Origin of the sequence: Marinobacterium stanieri (assembly GCF_900155945.1) — a bacterium.
Taxonomy (GTDB): domain Bacteria; phylum Pseudomonadota; class Gammaproteobacteria; order Pseudomonadales; family Balneatricaceae; genus Marinobacterium; species Marinobacterium stanieri.
The window spans coordinates 384530-405177 of the sequence record NZ_FTMN01000001.1 but is presented as its reverse complement, the minus strand read 5'-3'; the positions used below and the strand labels follow the sequence as shown (position 1 = coordinate 405177).

The window sequence follows — 20648 nt, the reverse complement described above, 5'->3', positions numbered from 1 at the left end:
CTTTTTTGATGGCGCCAGAGTCTAGTTGCGGATCATGAAGTCAAAGGCACCCAGTGCGGCGGTTGCGCCCGAGCCCATGGAAATGACGATCTGCTTGTACGGCGTAGTGGTAACATCGCCCGCTGCAAATACGCCCGGCATGGAGGTAGCGCCGTGGCTATCAATGACAATTTCTCCGCGCTCACTCAGTTCCAGGCTGTCTTTCAACCATTCGCTGTTCGGAATCAAGCCGATCTGAACGAAGATACCGGCTACGTCCAGTACGTGGGTTTCATCGGTGTTGCGGTCCTTGTATTTCAGGCCGACAACCTTGTTGTCGTCACCCAATACCTCGGTGGTCATCGCCTGCTTGATGATGGTGATGTTGGGCAGAGATTCTGCTTTTTTCACAAGTACATCATCGGCGCGCAGGGTGTCAGCGAATTCCAGTACGGTCACGTCCTTGACGATACCCGCCAGGTCGATGGCGGCTTCTATACCGGAGTTACCGCCACCGATCACGGCGACGCTCTTGCCCTTGAACAGCGGGCCATCACAGTGCGGGCAGTAGGCTACACCCTTGCCACGATATTCCTGTTCACCCGGTACGTTCATTTCACGCCAGCGCGCACCGGTGGCCAGAATCACACTGCGGCTTTTCAGGGTTGCGCCACTGGCCAGCTCTACTTCGATCAGCTCGCCTTTTTTCAGCTTGGTCGCGGCCTGCTCGGTGATCACGTCAACTTCGTACTCCTTGACGTGCTGCTCCAGGCTGGCCACCAGTTTGGGGCCTTCGGTGTAGGGCACGGAGATGAAGTTCTCGATGCCGACCGTATCCATTACCTGACCACCGAAACGCTCAGCGACCACGCCGGTACGTATACCTTTACGTGCAGCGTAGATCGCAGCGGATGCTCCGGCCGGGCCACCGCCTACAACCAGTACTTCGTAAGGCTCTTTCTCGTTCAGCGCAGCGGCTTTCTTCTCGGCGGCACCGGTATCCAGCTTGTTGACGATCTCTTCCAGTGTCATGCGGCCCTGGCCGAAATGCTCGCCATTCATGTACACGGAAGGCACTGCCATGATCTGGCGTTCGTCCACTTCCTGCTGGAACAGGGCGCCGTCGATCATTGTATGGGTGATGTTCGGGTTGAGCGTCGCCATCAGGTTCAGCGCCTGCACCACGTCCGGGCAGTTCTGGCAGGACAGCGAGATGTAGGTTTCGAAGTCGTATTTGCCCGGCAGATTACGGATCTGCTCCTGTAGCTCGGCATCAGCCTTGGACGGGTGGCCACCGGCCTGCAGCAGTGCCAGTACCAGCGAGGTGAACTCATGGCCCATGGGCACACCAGCGAAATGGACGCGGGGCGCTTCGCCGGCCTTGGCAATGGCCAGGCTTGGCGTGCGGCGGTTATCGCCGGTGGTGTTGCTGATCTTGTCGTTGAGCGAGGCGATTTCGCCTGCCAGCTCTTCGATCTCTTTTGCCTTGGGGCTGTCATCACTGGACACGAGCAGTTCGATCGGCGTCACGATGTTCTGCAGGTAGGCGTCCAATTGCTGTTTCAGGTTGGCATCCAACATGGTTCGTGTCCTGTGATAGGAAATTGGGATTCAGGTTTTTCGGTGGAGCAAGGGGAGGGGAGAGCCCACCGACCAAGGCGGTCGGTGGGAGACCGGTAGTCAGGCTTAGATTTTGCCGACCAGGTCCAGAGACGGAGCCAGAGTTGCTTCGCCTTCTTTCCACTTCGCCGGGCAAACTTCACCCGGGTGAGAAGCTACGTACTGAGCCGCTTTAACCTTGCGCAGCAAGTCGTCAGCGTCACGGCCGATACCTTCAGCAGTGATTTCAACAGCCTGGATGATGCCTTCCGGATCGATCAGGAAAGTAGCACGGTCAGCCAGACCCATACCTTCGCGCATTACGCCGAAGTTGTTGGTGATGTTGCCAGTCTGGTCACCAACCATGTAGTAGTTGATTTTGCCGATGGTTTCGGAAGCATCGTGCCAAGCTTTGTGAGTGAAGTGAGTGTCAGTAGACACGGAGAACACTTCAACACCCAGCTTCTGCAGCTCTTCGTACTTGTCCGCAACGTCGCCCAGTTCGGTCGGGCAAACGAAAGTGAAGTCAGCCGGGTAGAAGAAAAATACAGCCCACTTGCCTTTAACGTCGGCTTCGGTGATGTCTACGAATTCACCCTGTTTGAACGCTGTTGCCTGAAACGGTTTGATCTCGGTATTAACGATACCCATTACAGTCTATCTCCATTTGTGAGTGGGTCATGTTGAACCCTTACATGCTAATACTAAAGTGTGAATGTTTGAAATAAATTAAAGCTAAAAGCTCGATAGTTTTTATTTATAGAAGTGCGGGGCGCATTATAGAAAGGGTTAATCGCTGCAATAGAGAACGACTTTTGATAGTCATGCGTAGGATGTACTAGGCTTGAGAACACATTCAAGGCAGCGAGGAGGCTAATGATGCACACGAATCGAATTGGACTGGACTCCGAGAAATCCACTCAGCTGGCCGAGCGACTGAATGAGCTGCTGGCAAGTTACCAGATCTTCTACATGAACGTGAGGGGCTTTCACTGGAATGTGAAAGGCCCGGAATTCTTTGAGCTTCACGTCAAGTTTGAGGAGCAGTACAACGACCTGCTGCTGAAAGTGGATGAAATTGCCGAGCGTATTCTGACACTGGGTCAACAGCCGACTCACGCTTTCAGTACTTATCTGGAAACCAGCCAAATCAAGGAAGCCCAGAACGTTACGGCAGGGCGTGACTGTGTACAGGGCTTGCTGGAAGGCTACCGGGTTTTGATCGGCCTGCAGCGTGAAATCATGGAGCTGGCCGGTGAGGCAGATGATGAAGGTACAACGACGTTGATGAGTGATTACATCACGCAGCAAGAGAAAACCGTTTGGATGTTCAGCGCCTGGATGGGCTGATCCACAGCGAGTAATGGTCAGGGATGATGTGGAACACTAAAGGCGCCGTTGTGCGCCTTTTTATCTTTGCACTGGTAGTTAATTAGGGATTCGCGCACGGAGTGCGCTCCCACAATAGCTAATAGCCTGAGCCTGCGAATAAGCTCAATAACAGGTTGTGGGAGCTTGTCTCAAAAGCAAATGTCAGCTCCCATTAGAATTCGGAGCTCACTTAAGTGAAAGTCCTGTGGGAGCTCGCTCTGCGAGCGAATGTCAGCCCAACTAGAATCTAGAGCTCACTCTAGGAGAGTCCATGTAAGAGCTCGCTCCACAAGCGAATGTCAGCTTCCACCGGAACCCGGCCGGAACCCATTCTTGTGAAAATCCATGTGGGAGCTCGCTCCGCGAGCGAATACCAGATCCCATCAGAGCCTGTTACTCGCTGCCCGAGCGAACCCTCACATATCAACCTTCCAGTTTCCAGCGCAGAGTCTCGCCGGCACGCAGCGGCACGATAATATCCGAGCCAAACGGCATTTCGTCAGGCACCTGCCAATCTTCTTTAACCAATGTAATGGTATCGCTGTTGCGCGGGAGACCGTAGAAGTCAGCACCGTGATGGCTGGCAAAGCCTTCCAGCTTGTCCAGCACACCCAGGTCTTCAAAGATTTCTGCATAGAGCTCAATCGCTGCGTACGCGCTGTAACAGCCGGCGCAGCCACAGGCACTCTCTTTGGCGCCCTTGGCGTGTGGCGCTGAATCAGTGCCCAGGAAGAATTTGCTGCTGCCGCTGACAACGGCATCCTGAAGGGCCTGCTGATGCACATTGCGCTTCAGAATGGGCAGGCAGAACAGGTGTGGGCGAATGCCGCCTACCAGCATGTGGTTACGGTTGTAGGCCAGGTGCTGCACGGTGATGGTGGCGCCCACGTTATCGCCATGAGCATTTACAAACTCGGCGGCATCGCGGGTTGTAATGTGTTCAACCACCAGTTTCATGTTGGCGTGACGGCCGGCCAGCGGCGTCAGTATCTCGTCGAGGAATTTCTTCTCACGGTCAAAGATATCCACATGGTTATGGGTAACCTCGCCATGAACCAGCAGAGGCATACCGGCTTCCTCAAGTGCTTCACACACCGCATCCAGCTTGCCCAGGTCGGTAACCCCGGAGTCAGAGTTGGTGGTGGCGCCAGCAGGGTAGAGTTTGACGGCAGCAACCTTACCGGTTGCCTTGGCAGCAGCAATGGTTTCAGGGGTGGTGTTGTCGGTCAGGTAAAGCGTCATCAATGGATCAAAACCGTTGCCCTCAGGTGCTGCCGCCAGAATTCGCTCACGATAGGCCAGCGCCTGCTCGGCATCGGTCACCGGTGGGCGCAGGTTCGGCATGACGATGGCGCGGTGCATCTGGCGAGCGGTAGCGGGTACAACGTGCTCAAGCACTTCGCCATCGCGCAGGTGAAGGTGCCAGTCGTCTGGGCGGGTAAGGGTGAGGCGATCGGTCATGATGATTTCCTGTTCTCTCTAACGGGGCCTGTCGGGGTATCTGTCTGCCGTATTCAGCTATCCAGCTTCTGGGTGCGCAGGAAGCTGCGCAGCTCTTCAGCTGTTTCAGGGTGCTTAAGGCCAAAGGCTACATTGGCTTGCAGCAGTCCGGCTTTATTACCGCAGTCGTAAAGGTTGCCAGACATGGTGAAGGCATTCAGGTCGCCTCCTTCCTGCATCAATGTTTTGATGGCATCGGTCAGCTGAATTTCGTTACCCGCGCCGGGGGCAGTGGTTTTCAGCAGTTCCATAACGCGTGCCGGCAGAACATAGCGGCCAACAATTGCCAGGTTGGATGGGGCCTGTTCACGTGGCGGCTTTTCGACTACGTCATGCATGGGGCTGCTGCTGCCTTTGGCGGGTTGCTGGCCACCACAGTCAACAATGCCATAGCGCTCTACATGCTCGGGCGGGACAGCTTCAACCATGATCTGGCCAACACCGCTGTCAGCGTAAGCGCTGACCATCTGCTGGAAGTCAGGCGTATCGCTGTTGGTGTCAATCAGCATATCCGGCAGCATTACAGCGAAGTCTTCGCTGCCTGTCAGTGTGGCTGCACAAAGCACGGCGTGGCCCAGCCCCTTGGCTTCGTCCTGTCGCACAGAAATGAGCTGCACACCCGCGGGCAGGATGTCACGGACTGATGCCAGCAGGGCATCCTTGTTTTTACTTTCCAGGACCTGCTCGAGCTCTGCGTTGCGGTCAAAGTGGTCTTCCACCGCAGCCTTGCCGCTGCGAGTGACCAAGATGATTTGGGTCATGCCGGCAGCGACGGCTTCCTCAACGACATGCTGAATAACCGGTTTATCAACAACCGGCAGCATTTCCTTGGGGATGGCTTTGCTGGCAGGCAGAACTCGGGTGCCAAGGCCGGCAACAGGAATCACGACTTTGTTGAGCATTACAGGGTCCTTCAGGTCTGATTTGCGCGCAGTATATCGGATATGTGGTGGGCCTGCCCGATGTGCTTCAGGCTGTCAGCCGTTGCTAGACGTCGGCTCGGTTTGCTCCTTTGCCTGCTCGGCTTCGCCTTCCTTCAGGCGCTTCTGCTCGGCATTCCAGGCGTGCATCTCTTCGTAGTAGCTGTCCCAGACGCAGGGTTCACAGCCGCACTCACAACATTCGCCATCGGCGGGTGGGGTGGGTTTTTCCATGATCGTTTAACGTTTTTAAGTGTGAGTATTCATTCTACTGGCTTGAATTCCTGCTGGCTATTCGCATGGTCTTTGATCATTTGGGCCAATTGCTTGACGCCGGGGCGAGCCAGCTCCCCTTCAGTCAAAATAAGATAAAGCTCGACCCAGCGCTCGCCGCCGCTGCTCAAAGGCAGGGGTTTGAGTTGTCCGCTATCCAGCAGGGCGCGTGCGCGGGTTTCAGGGTACCAGGCGTATCCGATGCCGCGCTGTGCTGTCATCAATGACAGGTCAAGGTCACTGAGGGTCCAGCGCTGTTCTGCGCCCAGCCAGCCGGAATCCACGCTGCGGCTGCCCGAGTCACGGACCACAAGCTGGCGGTGACTTTTGAGGTCGTCAAGCGTCAGTTCTCGGCCAAGATGGTGCAGCGGGTGGTCGGGGTGAGCGCAGGCAATGAAGCGTATGCTCATTAATGCTTCACCCAGAAAACCGGGTGGGACGCGTCCGCTAATGGAAAGGTCAACCTGGCGTTTAAGTACAGCTTCATCGCTGCCACTGAGCACCGTTTCCAATAGTTCGATGCGGGTGTGTGGGTGCTCCTCGGTGTAGGCCGCCAGTATGTCGAGCATCCATTCGCGAGGGAAGATGGTATCCATGGCCAGGCTGATTTGAGGGTCGTAGCCCTGGCCAAACTGACGTGCCAGCTCCTCGGTTTGCTGGGCCTGTTCGACGAGTCGTCTTGCGTGGCGATAGAGTGCTTCACCCGAATCGGTCAGGGTTGCGCGTCTGCCTTCCAGTTTGAACACGCGAATACTGAGCCCTGACTCAAGGCGCTGAATGGCATAGCTTACTGCTGACTGGCTTTTGCCCAGCTGCTCGGCAGCCTTGGCGTAGCCACCGGCATCCACGACAGCAAGCAAGGCTTGCCACTGCTCCAGAGTTACTTGCATGTTCCTTCCTTAATATACGCGCTGTGTGGACCCTGTTGTCCCCTACTGAGTATCGCTCAGTTAACGGAAGCATGCATGCAGGTCCTGAAAAATGTAGCTTGTCGGTCGTACAAAGACTGCCGAATAGCCGGGAAGGATATGAGTGTGGCTGAAGAGATAAGTTCCGGGTGTTGAATGAAGTGGCTGTTCGCGCACGGAGTGCGCTCCCACAAAATACACATATATGTATCCAGGGTGCTTTACTTAAGAAAACGATATGGAAAGGTTGGAGCGGGAAAGAGACTGATCTGGACGGCATCCCGTCGGCCGGCGTTCCGGTCGCGACCCCGAGATACAAAAACGGGTCGCCCAGAAAGGGCTATAGATTGTAATTACGTGATGAAAGAGATTGGAGCGGGAAACGAGACTCGAACTCGCGACCCCGACCTTGGCAAGGTCGTGCTCTACCAACTGAGCTATTCCCGCAATGGCATCCCGTAGGGGGTTCGAACCCCTGTTACCGCCGTGAAAGGGCGGTGTCCTAGACCACTAGACGAACGGGACATCAGCTGTACGCCTTGATGCGTAACAACGGCGTGAATATTAATGTCGTGTTACGGGTTGGTCAAGCATTTTTATTCAATTTTTTGTTATAGAATCAACAGCTTCGGCACAACAATAAGTGAAAGGGTATGACTCCGACCGAGACCGGCCTTTTGATCATTGCAGTCGTTGTAGTGATGGCAATGATCGCATTTACCATTCAGAACATTGAGACGCAGCGCCGTGAGCGGCGTATGCGACTGCTGCTGCTCAAGGATCAGATACGACGTGCTGACCACCTTCTAAGGACGTTGCCGGAACATTACATTACCCGTGAAATTCGCGACTTGCTGGTTAATTACCTGGTACAGCGCTGGAAGTTGACGCTGGAGCTTGAGCGCAGTGAAGAAAACCAGAAAAAACTGCAGGAGCTTGAGGGCATCCGGGCGCAGGCGCTGCCGGTGGTTGAGCATCCGCCGGGTAGCATGACGCTGCATACGGATCGTAACCATGCAGAGCGGACGGCTTCATTGCTGCGAGAGCTTTTTCAGTTCCTGAGCGAGCTGAAAAAGCAGGGCACTGTACGTGTTTCCGAGGCGGAGTCTGTCATCTATCAGGTCAAGGAGGCTTATACGCGTACGCGTATAGATGTCGAAATCATGGATGCTCAGGAAACTGAGCAGGCACGAGGAGCGGGGCCTGCCTTACCACGCTTTCGTACCATTTTGGCAAAGCTGCAAAGCCTGAATAATACCCAGCAACTGGACCGGCAGCTTTACGAACTGGGTACTCATATTGATGAACTTCAGGCCGTCGTGGAGCAGGAGCGCTTGATCAAGGAAGCAGAAGAAAAAAAACGCAGGGCAGAGGAGTTGGCCAAGGAAGACAAATTCAAACCCAAGCCCTTTACAGATTACCGCTAAGGGATAGTTTCTTATTCAGCACTAAAACCCTACAATCCGCGATTCTATTTGCGTGGCCCCCCGGCTATAGCGCTAACGTATAACTGAACGCGAGAGACTCCGTGCCCCTCACACCCTCTGAAGCCGATGCAGAGCACTTGCTTTTCATGCAGGCCAGCCTCGACCACCTGTCTGATCTGGTAATTGTGACTGATACCGATTTGGATGCTGGGCCTTCCATTGTCTATGTCAATCAGGCGGTTGTTAATCGTACGGGTTACTCCAGAGAGTATCTGCTAGGTAAAAGCCCAAGAACCTTTCAGGGACCGAAGACCGATCCAAAGGCTCGGAAGCGGATTTCAGAGGCTTTGCACCAGCAGAGGGAAGTTCGTGAAGAACTCATCAACTATACACGAGCGGGGGAGCCGTACTGGGTAGAGGTCTGTATACGCCCTTTGCGTGATGCACAGGGGCAGCATACCCACTTTGTCAGTACTCAGCGGGATATTACCGAGCGCAAGAAAATCGAGTCTGATCTGATGCTGTTCAGGCATGCGATTGATCAAAGCCCATCCAGCGTCATCATTACCAACGTTGCTGGTGAGATCACCTACGTGAACGGGGGCTTTGAGGCCAACTCCGGTTACAGTTCGGAAGAAGTCCTGGGCCTGCGTCCTGGCTTTCGTGCCTGGGCTCCCCGTCCTGACGCCGAAAAAAGGGCGTTTTGGTCAACACTGGAGCGCGGAGAATCCTGGCGCGGTGAGTTTGTGAACCGCCGTAAGGATGGTCAGCGCATGGTCAAGCGTGCAGTGGTTTCGCCCGTCCGCAACAAGCAAGGTGTTGTCAGTCACTACCTTTCGGTTGAGCAGGACGTAACGGCAGAAAAAGAAGCCCAGCAGCGACTTCAGCACCTTGCCTACCATGATCCACTGAGCGGTTTGCCGAACCGTCGGCTGCTGGAAGAGCAGGTGGCTGAATGTTTGGAATCCGAGGTGGCTTCATCCTACGGACTTGTCTTGTTTGGCCTGGATCAGTTCGGGCGCATCAATGAAGCCTATGGCCATGACTTTGGTGATCGTCTGCTCAATCAAATTGGCAAGCGCCTGAGCAGGCTCTTGAATCAACCCATGGAGCTGCTGGCGCATGTAGGTTGGGATGAGTTTGGTTTGCTGCTGTTTATGGGGGACCAAAGTGAAGCCCAAACAAGGGCGCGCCTGCATGTCTTGTGTACCGAGCTGGCGGATTCTGTTCGCAGCTCAAGTGGCAGCCTTGCGTTGACGGCTTGTGCCGGTGTAGCGCAACTGAAAGAGCAGGGCGATAGCTTTGAAGCGCTGAGACGGCATGCCGATTTGGCATTGTGTCGGGCGCGTGAAGCGGGAACAGGGCAGGTCGAGTTTTATCAGGCTGAGCTCGGCATTAATGCTCGCCGTCAGCTTGAACTGGAAGAGGCGCTGCGGCACGCGATTCTGAGGGATGAGCTGTCGATCGCCGTGCAGTCTCAGTTCTGTGGTGACGGTACGGTATGCAGTGCTGAAGTATTGGTGCGCTGGTTGAACGGTCCTGAGGGCAAGCCGGTCTCTCCGGGAGAGTTCATTCCGGTGGCCGAGGCTTCCGGCCTGATCAAGCCATTGACGCTGCTGGTGTTGAATCAGTCACTGCAGGCCTTGAAGCAGCTCGAGGCTGCCAACCTGTCTATTCCGCTGTCGGTTAACTTCAGTTCTGCGCTGTTTCATGACGCGGCATTTGTTGATGGCGTCATCGAGCTGATAGGGGAGTCACAGGTTGACCCGGGACGATTGATGATCGAGATCACCGAAAGCCTGTTTCTGGATACGTCAGATGAGGTGCAGGAAAGTATTGATCGCCTGTCCTTCTTTGGTATCAAGTTCTCCTTGGATGACTTTGGCACTGGCTACTCGAACTTGGCATATCTGAAAAAACTGCACTTGAGCGAACTGAAGATTGACCGGCGTTTCGTCGAGAACCTGCCAGGGGATGAGGACAACCGCACCATTGTGCGCTCTATCCTGTCCATTGCGCGCCAGCTCAAGCTGCGGGTTGTAGCTGAAGGGGTAGAGGATGTGGCTCAGGCGGACTTTCTGGCCGCACACGGTTGCGACTTGCTGCAAGGCTTCCTGCTGCATAAGCCGGAACCCGCTCAAAGCTGGTTGCAGGGCCAGATTACGAAAAAAATGAAAAAAGTTTAAAGAAAGGGTTGCGCTTCAAGGGGTTGGTACGTACTATATGCGCCTCCTCAATGAGGAACGCGAAAGCGCTTAAGAACGTGTCCCGTTCGTCTAGTGGTCTAGGACACCGCCCTTTCACGGCGGTAACAGGGGTTCGAACCCCCTACGGGATGCCATGCGGGAATAGCTCAGTTGGTAGAGCACGACCTTGCCAAGGTCGGGGTCGCGAGTTCGAGTCTCGTTTCCCGCTCCAATCTTAAGTACTTTTGCAACAGGCTGCGTCCCGTTCGTCTAGTGGTCTAGGACACCGCCCTTTCACGGCGGTAACAGGGGTTCGAACCCCCTACGGGATGCCATTGCGGGAATAGCTCAGTTGGTAGAGCACGACCTTGCCAAGGTCGGGGTCGCGAGTTCGAGTCTCGTTTCCCGCTCCAAAGTGCCTGTGACACTTCGTGTGTCCCGTTCGTCTAGTGGTCTAGGACACCGCCCTTTCACGGCGGTAACAGGGGTTCGAACCCCCTACGGGATGCCATCAGCGGGAATAGCTCAGTTGGTAGAGCACGACCTTGCCAAGGTCGGGGTCGCGAGTTCGAGTCTCGTTTCCCGCTCCAATCTTTCTTATCACGTAATTCCAAGACACAGCCCTCTCTGGGCGACCCGCTTTTATATCTCGGGGTCGCGACCGGATCGTCGGCCGACGGGATGCCGTCCAGATCAGTCTCGTTTCGCGCTCCAACCTCTCTTATCACGTAATTCCAATCCATTGCCCTTTCTGGGCGCACCGGCTTTTATGTCATCGGGCTCAGGCTCGAGCGCCGGCAGATTTCGTCTCGCTTTTTGCCTCAGTTCTTCTCCTTTTTTGTGCCAACGCTTTGGAAACTTCTCAGGGTAGAGCTTGTTCATGGTTGTGTGGCTGAACAGTTTCGCGCACAGAATGCGCTCCCACAGGCTACTCTTTTTCAAAGCCATGGTTCGTCTCCGCTTAGTGAGGCGTGAGGGGCGCCCAAGGGTGCTTGTCAGAGCTTCCAAAACCTATCGATAATCTCCCGGAATAAGGTAAGTCACTCCCATGCAGTGCTTTGAGAGTGGTGCTGGGCATATAGCCTGGGCCAAACGGCGCGTGGAGTTACCCGCGGTAGGTCAGGTGGGGCTTCCAGGGGGGGGGGCGGTATAAATGGTTGTGCGGGGGGCGTGTGTGGGAGCGCACTCTGTGCGCGAAAAACATGCAGGCACAAAAAACGGAGCGCTAAGGCTCCGTTTTTATTCGCCGTCGGTAACGGCCGTCAACAAGCTCACTTGTTGTCCGGGGCTATTACCCGACCATCACTCATGAATACACAATCGCGGTGAGCGGCACTGTCCCGTGCGGCGAGCGATTTGCGTCTCAGGCTCAGCAGCCAAAACCCTAGGGCGGAGGCTGAAAGCGCGAGAATGACCAGTTCCGTCATGCAAACCCTGTTTGTTGTTTGATCACTCAGCATTGTAACCACACCGAGTGTAATGACAACAGATTTTGTTACATTCCTTTGACGGCAAAGATGCCAGGGGCGTTTCGCCAGTAACCCTTGTAGTCCATGCCGTAGCCGAAGATGTAACGATCGATGATTTCGATGCCTACAAAGTCTGCTTTCAGGTCAGGGCGTGCCTTGCGATCATGCTTTTTGTCTACCAATACGGCACACTGAACTGAGGCGGCGCCTTCTGCCTTCAGGTAGTCCATAACCTCTGCCAGTGTGTGGCCTTCGTCCAGAATGTCATCTACGACCAGTACCGGGCGGTCCTTGAACTCAACCATCGGCGGTACCTTCCACTCCAGCTGGTGACCGGAAGTGCTGTTGCGGTAACGGGTGGCGTGCAGGTAGCTGGCGGTCAGCGGGAAATTCAGGCGCGTCAGCAGCTGGCCGGCAATTACCAGGCCGCCATTCATGATGGCGAAAATAACCGGATCACGCTCGGACAGTTCTTCGGTGATCTCTGCTGCCATTGTTGTGATGGCGGCATCCACTTCTGCCTGGCTGTGTAGCAGGTCTGCTTCTATATAGACTCGTTTGATCTCGTCAGAATCGATGGTGCTCATGGCTCCGGCTCCGCAAAACGCTTTTTTGTGGCCGCCGGAGGGCGGGGCGGCCAACTGTAAAAAAAGTGAGCAAGAGTACTCAGGTTTTGTCTCTGGGGCAATATCCTGGTAACACATTGATGACAGATCGTCACACTTTCGCTAGTCTTGCAGCAATTTTGTCAAGCCTGACGAAAGTCACAGATAGCCAAGTACCATGAGGTTGCCCCGCGATGAGCGTTCAAGAAATCAAGCATCCACTGGTTCAGCATAAGCTGGGCCTGATGCGTTCCAGTAACAAGAGTACCCGCAGTTTTCGTCAACTGGCAGCCGAAGTCGGCTGTTTGCTGACATACGAAGCGACCAAGGATCTGGAGCTTGAAGAGTACACCATAGAAGGTTGGTGCGGCGATATCCAGGCCGAACGCATCAAGGGCAAGAAGATCACGGTTGTACCTATCCTGCGCGCCGGTTTGGGGATGCTGGACGGTGTGCTGGAGCTGGTGCCCAGCGCCAAGATCTCTGTAGTGGGCCTGTACCGCGATGAAGAAACCCTAGAGCCGGTTACCTATTTCGAAAAGCTGGCCAGTGATATCGATGCGCGCATGGCGCTAGTGGTGGACCCCATGCTGGCCACCGGTGGTTCCATGATTGCGACCATCGACCTGCTCAAGGAAGCAGGTTGTACCAGCATTCGTGCGCTGGTATTGGTGGCTGCCCCTGAGGGCGTCGAGAAGGTTCAGGCGGCGCATCCTGATGTGGATATTTTTACTGCGTCGATCGATGACTGTCTGAACGAACATGGCTACATCATGCCGGGCCTGGGCGATGCCGGGGACAAGATTTTCGGAACCAAATAAGAGGCGCTAGCCATGCAAACCTCGCACACAGGCGCTTTCCATTGGCGCACCGTTTTGGCCGGTTCCCAAATGCTCTTCGTAGCCTTTGGCGCGCTGGTGCTGATGCCATTGCTGACCGGGCTGGACCCGTCAGTAGCCCTTTTCACCGCCGGTTTGGGTACCCTGCTGTTCCATCTGGTGACAGGCTTGAGTGTGCCGATTTTCCTGGCCTCCTCATTCGTGTTTATCGCGCCTATAACCTATTCGGTACAGAACTGGGGCGTGGCTGCCACCATGGGCGGGCTGATGGCTGCTGGCTTTGTCTACATGCTGCTGGCACTGGCTGTGAAGCTGAAAGGGGTTGGTTTCCTGCATCGGATTATGCCGCCGGTGGTGACGGGGCCTGTGATCATGATCATCGGTTTGGGGTTGGCACCTATCGCGGTCAATATGGCGATGGGCAAAACCGGTGATGGCTCCATCGAGCTGTTTCCCTATGATCAGGCGATGCTGGTATCCATGTCGGCACTGGTCACGACTCTGATTGTGGCGGTGTTTGCCCATGGTATTTTCCGCCTGTTGCCAATCCTTTCAGGCGTCGTGGTGGGCTATATCATGGCGCACCTGTCCGGCATGGTGGATTACACCGTGATCCAGGAAGCCAGCTGGCTGGCGGTACCCGCGTTTGTGATGCCGGAGCTGAACTGGCAGGCAATTCTGTTTATGGTGCCGGTAGCGCTGGCACCGGCCATTGAGCACGTCGGCGATATGCTGGCGATCTCCAATGTGACTGGTAAGGACTATGTGCGTAAGCCGGGGCTACACCGCACGCTGTTTGGTGATGGCTTGGCAACGTCGGCTGCGGCGATCTTTGGTGGGCCACCCAATACGACCTACTCAGAGGTAACCGGTGCGGTCATGCTGACCAGGCAGTTCAACCCGGTGGTAATGGTGTGGGCTGCAGTTGTGGCGATAACGCTGGCCTTTGTCGCCAAGTTCGGTGTGGCGCTGCAGACCATTCCGGTGCCGGTGATGGGCGGGATTCTGATCCTGTTGTTTGGTTCTATCGCGGCAGTGGGGCTGAATACTCTGATCAAGGCCAATGTTGATCTGGCCGAGCAGCGCAACCTGGTAATCGTAGCCACCACGCTGGTATTCGGCATTGGTGGAATGGCCATCGGTGCGGGCGACTTGAGCCTGCAGGGTGTGAGCCTCTGTGGTGCTGTGGCGATCGTTCTGAATCTGGTGCTGCCAAGCGCCAAGCCGTCTGATAAAGATGATCTGCACGAAGAACAGGATGTGGTCGACGACCTGGTTGAGCACACGCGCTGATTTTATGTAAATGGATAAAAACCGTTTTATCCTGACCGGCCCTCTCGAACGCCAAGCTCGAGAGGGCCTGCCAAATTGGCGACGGCTGTCAGCCGGTGTGCTATTGCGGCCTGCTGCTCTTTCTCACTTCTATTGACCTGCTGCTCCTGATAGGTTTTGGGTGTCACGCCCATATACTTTTTGAACACCCTGCAAAAGTAGGAGTGGTCTCTGTATCCCACACTCAGTGCGACATCGAGTATCTGTCGGTCGGGGTTAGTCAGTAGATGAGAGGCCTCCTGCATGCGCAGCTGCTGGAGCAGCTCCTGAAAGGTCACGCCATAGGCTTTCTTGAACAGGCGGCTAAACTGCAGTGGGCGCAAATTGCAGAATTTTGCCAGCAGTTCCTCACTCATCTTCTCCCCAAGATGCAACTGCATGTATGACAATGCCGGGTGAACAGCATTCTGCTCAGCGTTGGCTGCACGGAAACGTGACTCTTCCGGCAATCTCAGCATGGTGCTGACGTGGTGCAGTTCTTCCCTGTGAGCCTGCGCGGAGATCAGAGTTGCCTGCAGGCTATCCAGCTGGAACTCAGCCGTTGAGCGTTGCATGGGTTTAAGCAGAATCTCCCAAACGCGTGCTCTCAGTGCCCACACCATGAGGGCTTCTGAGTGCTGTTCGGTCATCATGATCTCGGGTAGTTGGTAGCGCTGATAGAGTTCACGCATCAGCGTAAGACCATGCATATCGGGGTAATCAAAATCGAAACAGATCGCCATGACAGGCTGTTCCAACAGTGAAACCTCGGGGTTGTAAGGGTCGAGAAAATCAATCTGGAAACGTTCGCAGAATAGGCCAAGCAATGTTGATGAGCGTTCAGATCCGCGTAAATCCAGCCAAAGCAGTTTGGGTGTGCCAGCCTGAGACATGATGTCTCGCCTCCCACGTTGTTCTTATAAACAGCGAAATGTGGGGGCATTCGGCAACCATTAGGCTGCTGATAATGTTCAGTATAGTGAACAACTGCGATATGCAAGCAGGGCTGTGCCTGTAAAAATTGCATATCACTATCAGAATTGGCTTCACCACCTTCGTGCCTGACTCATGTGTTTCAATGCTGAAACAGGTGAGCAAAATACTTCTACTGTTGCCGCAAAATAGTTCCAGCACTGCTGAATCCCGCCCTCTATAGTCATTCACGTATCCGGTACACACATGATTTTTCAGGTTGTACCGGCTTCTGGCCTTGACTGGCACAAAACAAGAGGGCGGAACAATGAACCTTATCACTCAGAAAATCCTGGATTTCATCCAAGACGAGGAAGGACTGACAACCGTGGAATATGCGGTTGCCGGCAGTTTGGTGGCGGCCACAGTCGTTGTTGCTTTTACGGACCTTGGTGAGGCTGTAGAGACTGTTATTGATGGCCTGACAACTGCCATCTCTTCTTAGCACGCATTAGTGGTGACCGAAGTGGCTGAAGCAATAGGGGAGAATAGGCAATGTTAACTCCGGCTATTCAGGAAGGCTTAACTCTCTTGTTATTGCTTATTCTGGCTTTGGCGGTGTATACGGATTTACGCCGCCACAAAATCCCGAATTGGCTGACCTTTGGTGGGCTATCAATCGGTCTGATTGCTGCCTATTTAGTTTCTTTACCGAGTGTTCAGGTGGGGGCTGCCCTCAAAGGAGCTTTGGCGGGATTACTTGTCTTCCTTCCTTTCTTCCTCTCGGGCGGTATGGGAGCCGGTGATGTGAAGTTGATGGCGGCCATCGGCAGTTTCATTGGCCCCATGAGCGTTTTCATCTCAGCCTGTCTTGCCTTGATCGCCGGGGGCTGCATTGCGTTGCTAATGATTATCCGCAGCGGTGAGGTTTTAAGCTTGTACCGTCGCTATCTGGTCATCATTTCAACGCGCACGTTTATCCCGGCAGAAGCCGGTTCAGTAGCATCACGCCGCTTCCCGTTTTCTCTCTCGATTGCTGTTGGAACCCTGGTGCACTTGGGGCTATCCGGGCAGTTGGAGTTCAATCACCTGAGCGCCCAGATCGGGTATCAGTTGCAAATGCTGGGAGTAGTCTCATGAACCACGCATTGGATGCAGCCAGAGCTGCGGCTCCAGCTGTTACTTCGTCTGACGCTAATCCGGATTCCAGGCTGCGTCTGTTGGCTCCACGGCCACTCAATATCGAGGATACCGGCCTTAGCCGTCATTTTCTGACCGAGTTGCTGATCAAGCATCTTTACGATGCAGGTTTGCTGAGTGCCAAGCAGTTGATGCAGCGCTTGAGTTTGGCCGGACCGGTGCTTGAAGGGTTGATTGAATTTTTGCGTAAGGAAGTGCTGATTGACGTTCATGGGCAGGGCTTTGACAACCGCGAGCTCAGCTATGGCCTGACCCAGCGTGGACGTGAGGTGGCCATCGATGCTTATGCGCGCAGTGGCTATTTGGGGCCGGCGCCTGTACCCATTCAGCAATACCGTAAGGTCGCTGCTGCACAAACTGTCCATGCCACGCATGTTAATGCTGATGCGTTGAATGAACTCTTTCGGTTTACCGTGCTAAGAGACAGCATCCGGCAGCAACTTGGGCCAGCAATGAACTCAGGGCGGGCCATCTTTATTTACGGGCCTGCCGGTACAGGTAAGACCTATATCACGCAGAAACTCACCGGCCTGTTCACCGATAGTTGTCTTATTCCTTACGCCATTTCAGTGAATGAGCAAGTGGTGTCGCTGTTTGATCCTTTGCTGCATGAACCCGTAAGCGATTCAGAGGGCGGCCCCAGTTTGATGCTTGATCAGGGGTATGACCCGCGCTTCATTAACTGTGCGCGGCCTCAGGTTATCACCGGCGGGGAGCTGGGCATGGAGATGCTCGAAGTGCATTTCAACCCGGTGACCAAAGAGTATCAGGCGCCGCTTCAGCTGAAGGCCAACAATGGCATTTTCATTATCGATGATATGGGGCGGCAGCGTGCAACGCCAATGGAGGTGTTTAACCGCTGGATCGTTCCCATGGAAGAGAAGCGTGATTACCTGACTCTGGGCGCCGGGCGTCATTTCCAGACCCCCTTTGATCAGATCCTCGTGTTCTCGTCCAACATTAACCCGCTTGAATTGGCGGACGAAGCCTTCCTTCGGCGAATTGGTTACAAGATCTATTTTGGCTACCTGGAACAGGATGAATACCGACGCATCTGGCAACAGGTCTGTACGGAAAAGGGTATCGACTTTGATCCCGAGCTGGTCGATTTTGCCCTCGTAAAATTGCATGAACAACACCAGGTTGGTCTGCGCCCCTGCCATCCGCGAGATCTGTTGGGGATGGCTCAGGATCGCAGGCGTTATCTCGGGGAGAATGCCGCTTCAATTGATGAAGTGTCTTTGCGATGGGCCTGGGACAGCTACTTTGTGAGCCTGGATGCGGAAGTGGAAATGTCTGCGACCCAACTGACCAGGAGGAATGACCATGTTTAAGGGCAGAACCTTTTTTCTGTTGATTCTGTCGCTGCTCTTTGCAGCGGGGGCAGCTTTTTATACCAATTCCTGGCTTAGCCAGCAGTTGCCGGTCAGCACGGCCGAGGCGGCGGAGGGCCAGCCGGTCGTCTATGCCGCGATGAATATTCCCTATGGACAGCCCATCGAGCGGCGCCATTTAAAAATCAAATTGATGCCGGAGGATCTGGTTCCGGAAAACGCGATCACCGATCCGGCAGACGTTGAGGGCATGATTCCGCTACAGGATATTTTGAGTGGCGATGCCTTACGCACTGAGCGGCTGAGCGAGCACCAGGAAGGGGCTACGCTGGCGGCCATGATCGACCCGGACAAGCGTGCGTTTACGGTGCGCGTTAATGATGTAGTGGGGGTCGCCGGATTCCTGCTGCCGGGCAATCATGTCGATATCATTGCCACCAAAGAGGAGGGCAAAGACAACATTAAGGCGAGGACAGTACTGAAAGACATAAAAGTACTCGCTGTTGACCAGAAGGCACGTACGGACAAAAACGATCCTGTTGTTGTTCGCGCGGTAACACTGGAACTGACGCCTTATGAATCTGAAGTTTTGGCCAAGGCGCGGGAGGAAGGACGTATTCAGCTGACGCTGCGTAACCCGCTGAGTGAAGATGTAGTGGCCAAAGCCGAACCCCCTGCAGTGCAGGCCCAGTCAGCTCCTGCACCCGAGCCGGTCGCAAAGCCGGCGCCGGTTAAGCGTACCCGCACCTACAGCGCGCCACCATCTGTCATCGTGATCAAAGGGGTGGATTGGGAGCGCAAACGGGTTCCGATGTAGTCCTGGAACGTCTGCCATCTGCCCGTTTACGGGCGGTGGCAGCTGCCTTGAATCGGATCTGACGATTGAGGAGATGTGATCATGACTAAACGAACAGAGCCCGAACATGTGGCGGGCAAATCCGCACAGGATCGAATAACCCTCTTGTTGTCCGCATTCATGCTGGTACTGCTGCTGGGTTTCTTGAGTCAAACAGCGGGTGCCGCATCCGCCGTCGAGTTGGGGGCGGACATGACCCAGGTGCAAACCTTTCAGGTGCCCCTGTACAAATCGAAAGTGGTGCAACTCAGTGGGCCGGTCCACAAGGTGTCCATCGGTAATGATGAGGTGGCGGATATCCTGGTCATGCGGTCACAGCAGATCTATGTGCTTGGCAAGGGGATCGGCACCACCAACGTGTTGCTCTGGGATAAAAGCAATAAATTGACGGCGTCCATCGATGTCGAAGTTACCCCGGATGTAAACAGCCTCAAGGCCAAGCTTTACCAGATGGCGCCCAATGAGCGCATTAAGGTGAACTCATCTCAGGGCTCCATCTTACTCAGTGGTGAAGTGTCCAATGTCGGCACCATGGATATGGCGGTACGCCTGGCGGACAGCTTCTTGCAAAAGCCATCCGAAGAGGGTGCAACCCAGGTAGGTGAGGTCGTTAACCTGCTCAAGGTGGGAGGCTCTCAGCAGGTGATGCTTAAGGTCACCGTCGCTGAAATGTCGCGTACCGTGATGAAGCGTTTGGGTGTCAAATTCCATGCTCTGGACAGCAGCGATAACTTTTGGACAGTGGGCGGCAGCAGTCAGCCGGGAGGGATCAATTACTCCATCGACGGCAGTGACCTGGTGACCGAAATCACCAATTCGCCGCTGAGCTTTGCCGGCAAAGGCATCTTTGCCCAATACCTGGATGACAACCTGTTATTTCAATTGGCATTCGATGCCGCCAAGGATAACGGCAGTGCCAAGGTACTGGCCGAACCGACCTTGACCACGCTAACCGGCCAGGAAGCTGAATTCCTCTCGGGCGGCGAGTTCCCGATCCCGGTTCCCAACGAAGATGGCATCACGATTGAGTTCAAGGAGTTCGGGGTTGGCCTGAAATTTCTGCCGGTCGTACTCGACTCCGGCACCATCAACCTGAGCTTGAACGTCGCGGTAACCGAGCTGACCGGGCTGAATTCAATCAACAGCACTGTGGGTACTGACGGTAACACCTTCTTTGTACCGGCGCTGACCAAGCGCAGCGCACGTGCGACCGTGGAGCTGGGCGATGGCCAGACCATTGGTATCGCCGGCCTGATCAATGAAAGCACACGCGAAGCGGTAAACAAGTTCCCGGGGCTGGGGGATGTACCGATGCTGGGCAATCTCTTCCGCAGTTCCCAGTTTGAGAAAGGCGAATCCGAGCTGGTCATTCTGGTAACGCCAACCCTGGCACAGCCCTTTAAAAATGAAGGCATACGTCTGCCCGGGGATGGTTTTATAGAGCCTACCGATGCCGAATTTTACCTGCTGGGTCGAACCCGGGGGCAGGTGTACAGCCCTCAGCCAGACGCGAGCACATCAACACTGCCAATCGATGGCAGTGCGCAGGCTCAAGGCGCTGATATGGGACAACGCCTGGCAGGCAGAAGCGATAACGGCGTTAAGGTCTTCCCGGTTGCTGATGGGACTGAGTCTGTTTTCGGTCACAGCATCCAATAAGTATTTGCCAGGTAGAGGTAAGAGCCATGAACACAGTGAATTGGACGTTATCAACCCTGGTGGCAGCTCTGCTGTTCATGCCGGGGTGTAGCCAAAACCCGCCGATGGAACCTGTAGGGCTGGCAGTTGAGGAGATGCGACAGGCGCAAACCTATGATGCTTACGCGGCGGATACACCCAGACAGATGCGACTTGATGGTGAAAAAGCGCAGCAGGTCATGACGGGATATCGCAGCGAGGCGCAAAGCGCCAAGGGTGTACAAGGGGATATTGAGATCAATATCGGTAATTGAAAGACCT

General features: G+C 54.8%; 20 protein-coding genes and 8 tRNA genes. 17 read left to right on the top strand and 11 right to left on the bottom strand.

The window, feature by feature from the left end:
- Positions 1 to 21: 21 nt before the first annotated feature.
- Both ahpF and ahpC read right to left on the bottom strand, forming a co-directional pair.
- Positions 22 to 1560 carry an alkyl hydroperoxide reductase subunit F gene (gene ahpF / locus BW956_RS01940; protein ID WP_076460362.1) on the bottom strand — a complete coding sequence of 513 codons (1539 nt, stop codon included), beginning with the start codon at positions 1558 to 1560 and terminating at the stop codon, positions 22 to 24.
- A gap of 105 nt (positions 1561 to 1665) precedes the next feature.
- Positions 1666 to 2223 carry an alkyl hydroperoxide reductase subunit C gene (gene ahpC, locus BW956_RS01935; RefSeq protein WP_471777533.1) on the bottom strand — a complete coding sequence of 186 codons (558 nt, stop codon included), beginning with the start codon at positions 2221 to 2223 and terminating at the stop codon, positions 1666 to 1668.
- Positions 2224 to 2454: 231 nt separating this feature from the next.
- Here ahpC and BW956_RS01930 point away from each other — a divergent pair, with 231 nt between their 5' ends.
- Entirely contained in the window at positions 2455 to 2928 is a 474-nt protein-coding gene (locus BW956_RS01930) for a Dps family protein (protein ID WP_202798537.1), read from the top strand.
- Between the two features lie 444 nt (positions 2929 to 3372).
- Here the strand turns inward: BW956_RS01930 and pyrC are convergent, their stop codons facing one another.
- The 6 genes from pyrC to BW956_RS01900 form a co-directional block, all read right to left on the bottom strand.
- Positions 3373 to 4410, bottom strand: coding sequence for a dihydroorotase (gene pyrC, locus BW956_RS01925; protein WP_076460361.1), 1038 nt, complete (start codon positions 4408 to 4410; stop codon positions 3373 to 3375).
- 53 nt (positions 4411 to 4463) lie between these two features.
- On the bottom strand, positions 4464 to 5351 hold the full coding sequence (gene galU / locus BW956_RS01920; RefSeq protein ID WP_076460359.1) for a UTP--glucose-1-phosphate uridylyltransferase GalU: 888 nt from the start codon (positions 5349 to 5351) through the stop codon (positions 4464 to 4466).
- A gap of 75 nt (positions 5352 to 5426) precedes the next feature.
- Positions 5427 to 5603: an oxidoreductase-like domain-containing protein gene (locus BW956_RS01915; RefSeq protein WP_076460358.1), complete on the bottom strand. Its 177-nt coding sequence runs from the start codon at positions 5601 to 5603 to the stop codon at positions 5427 to 5429.
- Positions 5604 to 5632: 29 nt separating this feature from the next.
- Complete coding sequence (locus BW956_RS01910) at positions 5633 to 6532, bottom strand: LysR family transcriptional regulator (RefSeq protein WP_076460356.1); 900 nt, start codon at positions 6530 to 6532, stop codon at positions 5633 to 5635.
- Positions 6533 to 6921: 389 nt separating this feature from the next.
- Positions 6922 to 6997 (bottom strand) — tRNA-Gly (locus tag BW956_RS01905).
- Positions 6998 to 6999: 2 nt separating this feature from the next.
- A tRNA-Glu gene (locus BW956_RS01900) sits at positions 7000 to 7075 on the bottom strand.
- A 128-nt stretch (positions 7076 to 7203) separates the two neighbouring features.
- On the opposite strand from BW956_RS01900, the gene BW956_RS01895 reads away from it, so the two are divergent.
- The 8 genes from BW956_RS01895 to BW956_RS01860 all read left to right on the top strand — a co-directional run bounded on the left by BW956_RS01895 (position 7204) and on the right by BW956_RS01860 (position 10753).
- On the top strand, positions 7204 to 7977 hold the full coding sequence (locus BW956_RS01895) for a hypothetical protein (RefSeq protein ID WP_076460354.1): 774 nt from the start codon (positions 7204 to 7206) through the stop codon (positions 7975 to 7977).
- 101 nt (positions 7978 to 8078) lie between these two features.
- Positions 8079 to 10163, top strand: a complete 2085-nt coding sequence (locus tag BW956_RS01890) for a GGDEF domain-containing phosphodiesterase (protein WP_076460352.1) — start codon at positions 8079 to 8081, stop codon at positions 10161 to 10163.
- Positions 10164 to 10242: 79 nt separating this feature from the next.
- A tRNA-Glu gene (locus tag BW956_RS01885) sits at positions 10243 to 10318 on the top strand.
- A gap of 1 nt (position 10319) precedes the next feature.
- Positions 10320 to 10395, top strand: a tRNA-Gly gene (locus tag BW956_RS01880).
- Positions 10396 to 10422: 27 nt separating this feature from the next.
- Positions 10423 to 10498: transfer RNA gene (locus tag BW956_RS01875), tRNA-Glu, on the top strand.
- Positions 10499 to 10500: 2 nt separating this feature from the next.
- Positions 10501 to 10576, top strand: a tRNA-Gly gene (locus BW956_RS01870).
- Between the two features lie 22 nt (positions 10577 to 10598).
- Positions 10599 to 10674: transfer RNA gene (locus tag BW956_RS01865), tRNA-Glu, on the top strand.
- A 3-nt stretch (positions 10675 to 10677) separates the two neighbouring features.
- Positions 10678 to 10753, top strand: a tRNA-Gly gene (locus BW956_RS01860).
- 103 nt (positions 10754 to 10856) lie between these two features.
- Here BW956_RS01860 and BW956_RS01855 read toward each other — a convergent pair.
- On the bottom strand, positions 10857 to 11111 hold the full coding sequence (locus tag BW956_RS01855; protein WP_076460350.1) for a hypothetical protein: 255 nt from the start codon (positions 11109 to 11111) through the stop codon (positions 10857 to 10859).
- Positions 11112 to 11658: 547 nt separating this feature from the next.
- Positions 11659 to 12219, bottom strand: coding sequence for a hypoxanthine-guanine phosphoribosyltransferase (locus tag BW956_RS01850; protein ID WP_076460348.1), 561 nt, complete (start codon positions 12217 to 12219; stop codon positions 11659 to 11661).
- 212 nt (positions 12220 to 12431) lie between these two features.
- Between BW956_RS01850 and upp the strand changes: the two genes are divergently transcribed.
- Positions 12432 to 13058 carry a uracil phosphoribosyltransferase gene (gene upp, locus BW956_RS01845; RefSeq protein ID WP_076460346.1) on the top strand — a complete coding sequence of 209 codons (627 nt, stop codon included), beginning with the start codon at positions 12432 to 12434 and terminating at the stop codon, positions 13056 to 13058.
- 12 nt (positions 13059 to 13070) lie between these two features.
- Entirely contained in the window at positions 13071 to 14369 is a 1299-nt protein-coding gene (locus BW956_RS01840) for a uracil-xanthine permease family protein (RefSeq protein WP_076460344.1), read from the top strand.
- Between the two features lie 26 nt (positions 14370 to 14395).
- Here BW956_RS01840 and BW956_RS01835 read toward each other — a convergent pair whose 3' ends face one another.
- Positions 14396 to 15280, bottom strand: coding sequence for a helix-turn-helix transcriptional regulator (locus BW956_RS01835; protein ID WP_076460342.1), 885 nt, complete (start codon positions 15278 to 15280; stop codon positions 14396 to 14398).
- A 347-nt stretch (positions 15281 to 15627) separates the two neighbouring features.
- Here BW956_RS01835 and BW956_RS01830 point away from each other — a divergent pair, with 347 nt between their 5' ends.
- The 6 genes from BW956_RS01830 (at position 15628) to BW956_RS01805 (ending at position 20641) form a co-directional block, all read left to right on the top strand.
- Positions 15628 to 15804 carry a Flp family type IVb pilin gene (locus tag BW956_RS01830; protein ID WP_076460340.1) on the top strand — a complete coding sequence of 59 codons (177 nt, stop codon included), beginning with the start codon at positions 15628 to 15630 and terminating at the stop codon, positions 15802 to 15804.
- Positions 15805 to 15854: 50 nt separating this feature from the next.
- Positions 15855 to 16439 (top strand): A24 family peptidase, encoded by a 585-nt coding sequence (locus BW956_RS01825; RefSeq protein ID WP_076460338.1) that lies wholly within the window; start codon positions 15855 to 15857, stop codon positions 16437 to 16439.
- The gene (locus BW956_RS01820) at positions 16436 to 17833 is read left to right on the top strand and encodes an AAA family ATPase (RefSeq protein ID WP_076460336.1); all 1398 of its coding nucleotides are present in this window, start codon (positions 16436 to 16438) and stop codon (positions 17831 to 17833) included. The genes BW956_RS01825 and BW956_RS01820 overlap by 4 nt, the downstream gene beginning before the upstream one ends.
- Positions 17826 to 18650 (top strand): Flp pilus assembly protein CpaB, encoded by an 825-nt coding sequence (cpaB, locus tag BW956_RS01815; RefSeq protein WP_076460334.1) that lies wholly within the window; start codon positions 17826 to 17828, stop codon positions 18648 to 18650. Before BW956_RS01820 ends, cpaB begins: the two co-directional genes overlap by 8 nt.
- Before the next feature lie 81 nt (positions 18651 to 18731).
- The gene (locus BW956_RS01810; protein ID WP_076460332.1) at positions 18732 to 20348 is read left to right on the top strand and encodes a type II and III secretion system protein family protein; all 1617 of its coding nucleotides are present in this window, start codon (positions 18732 to 18734) and stop codon (positions 20346 to 20348) included.
- 26 nt (positions 20349 to 20374) lie between these two features.
- Positions 20375 to 20641 carry a hypothetical protein gene (locus tag BW956_RS01805; RefSeq protein WP_076460330.1) on the top strand — a complete coding sequence of 89 codons (267 nt, stop codon included), beginning with the start codon at positions 20375 to 20377 and terminating at the stop codon, positions 20639 to 20641.
- Positions 20642 to 20648: the final 7 nt, after the last annotated feature.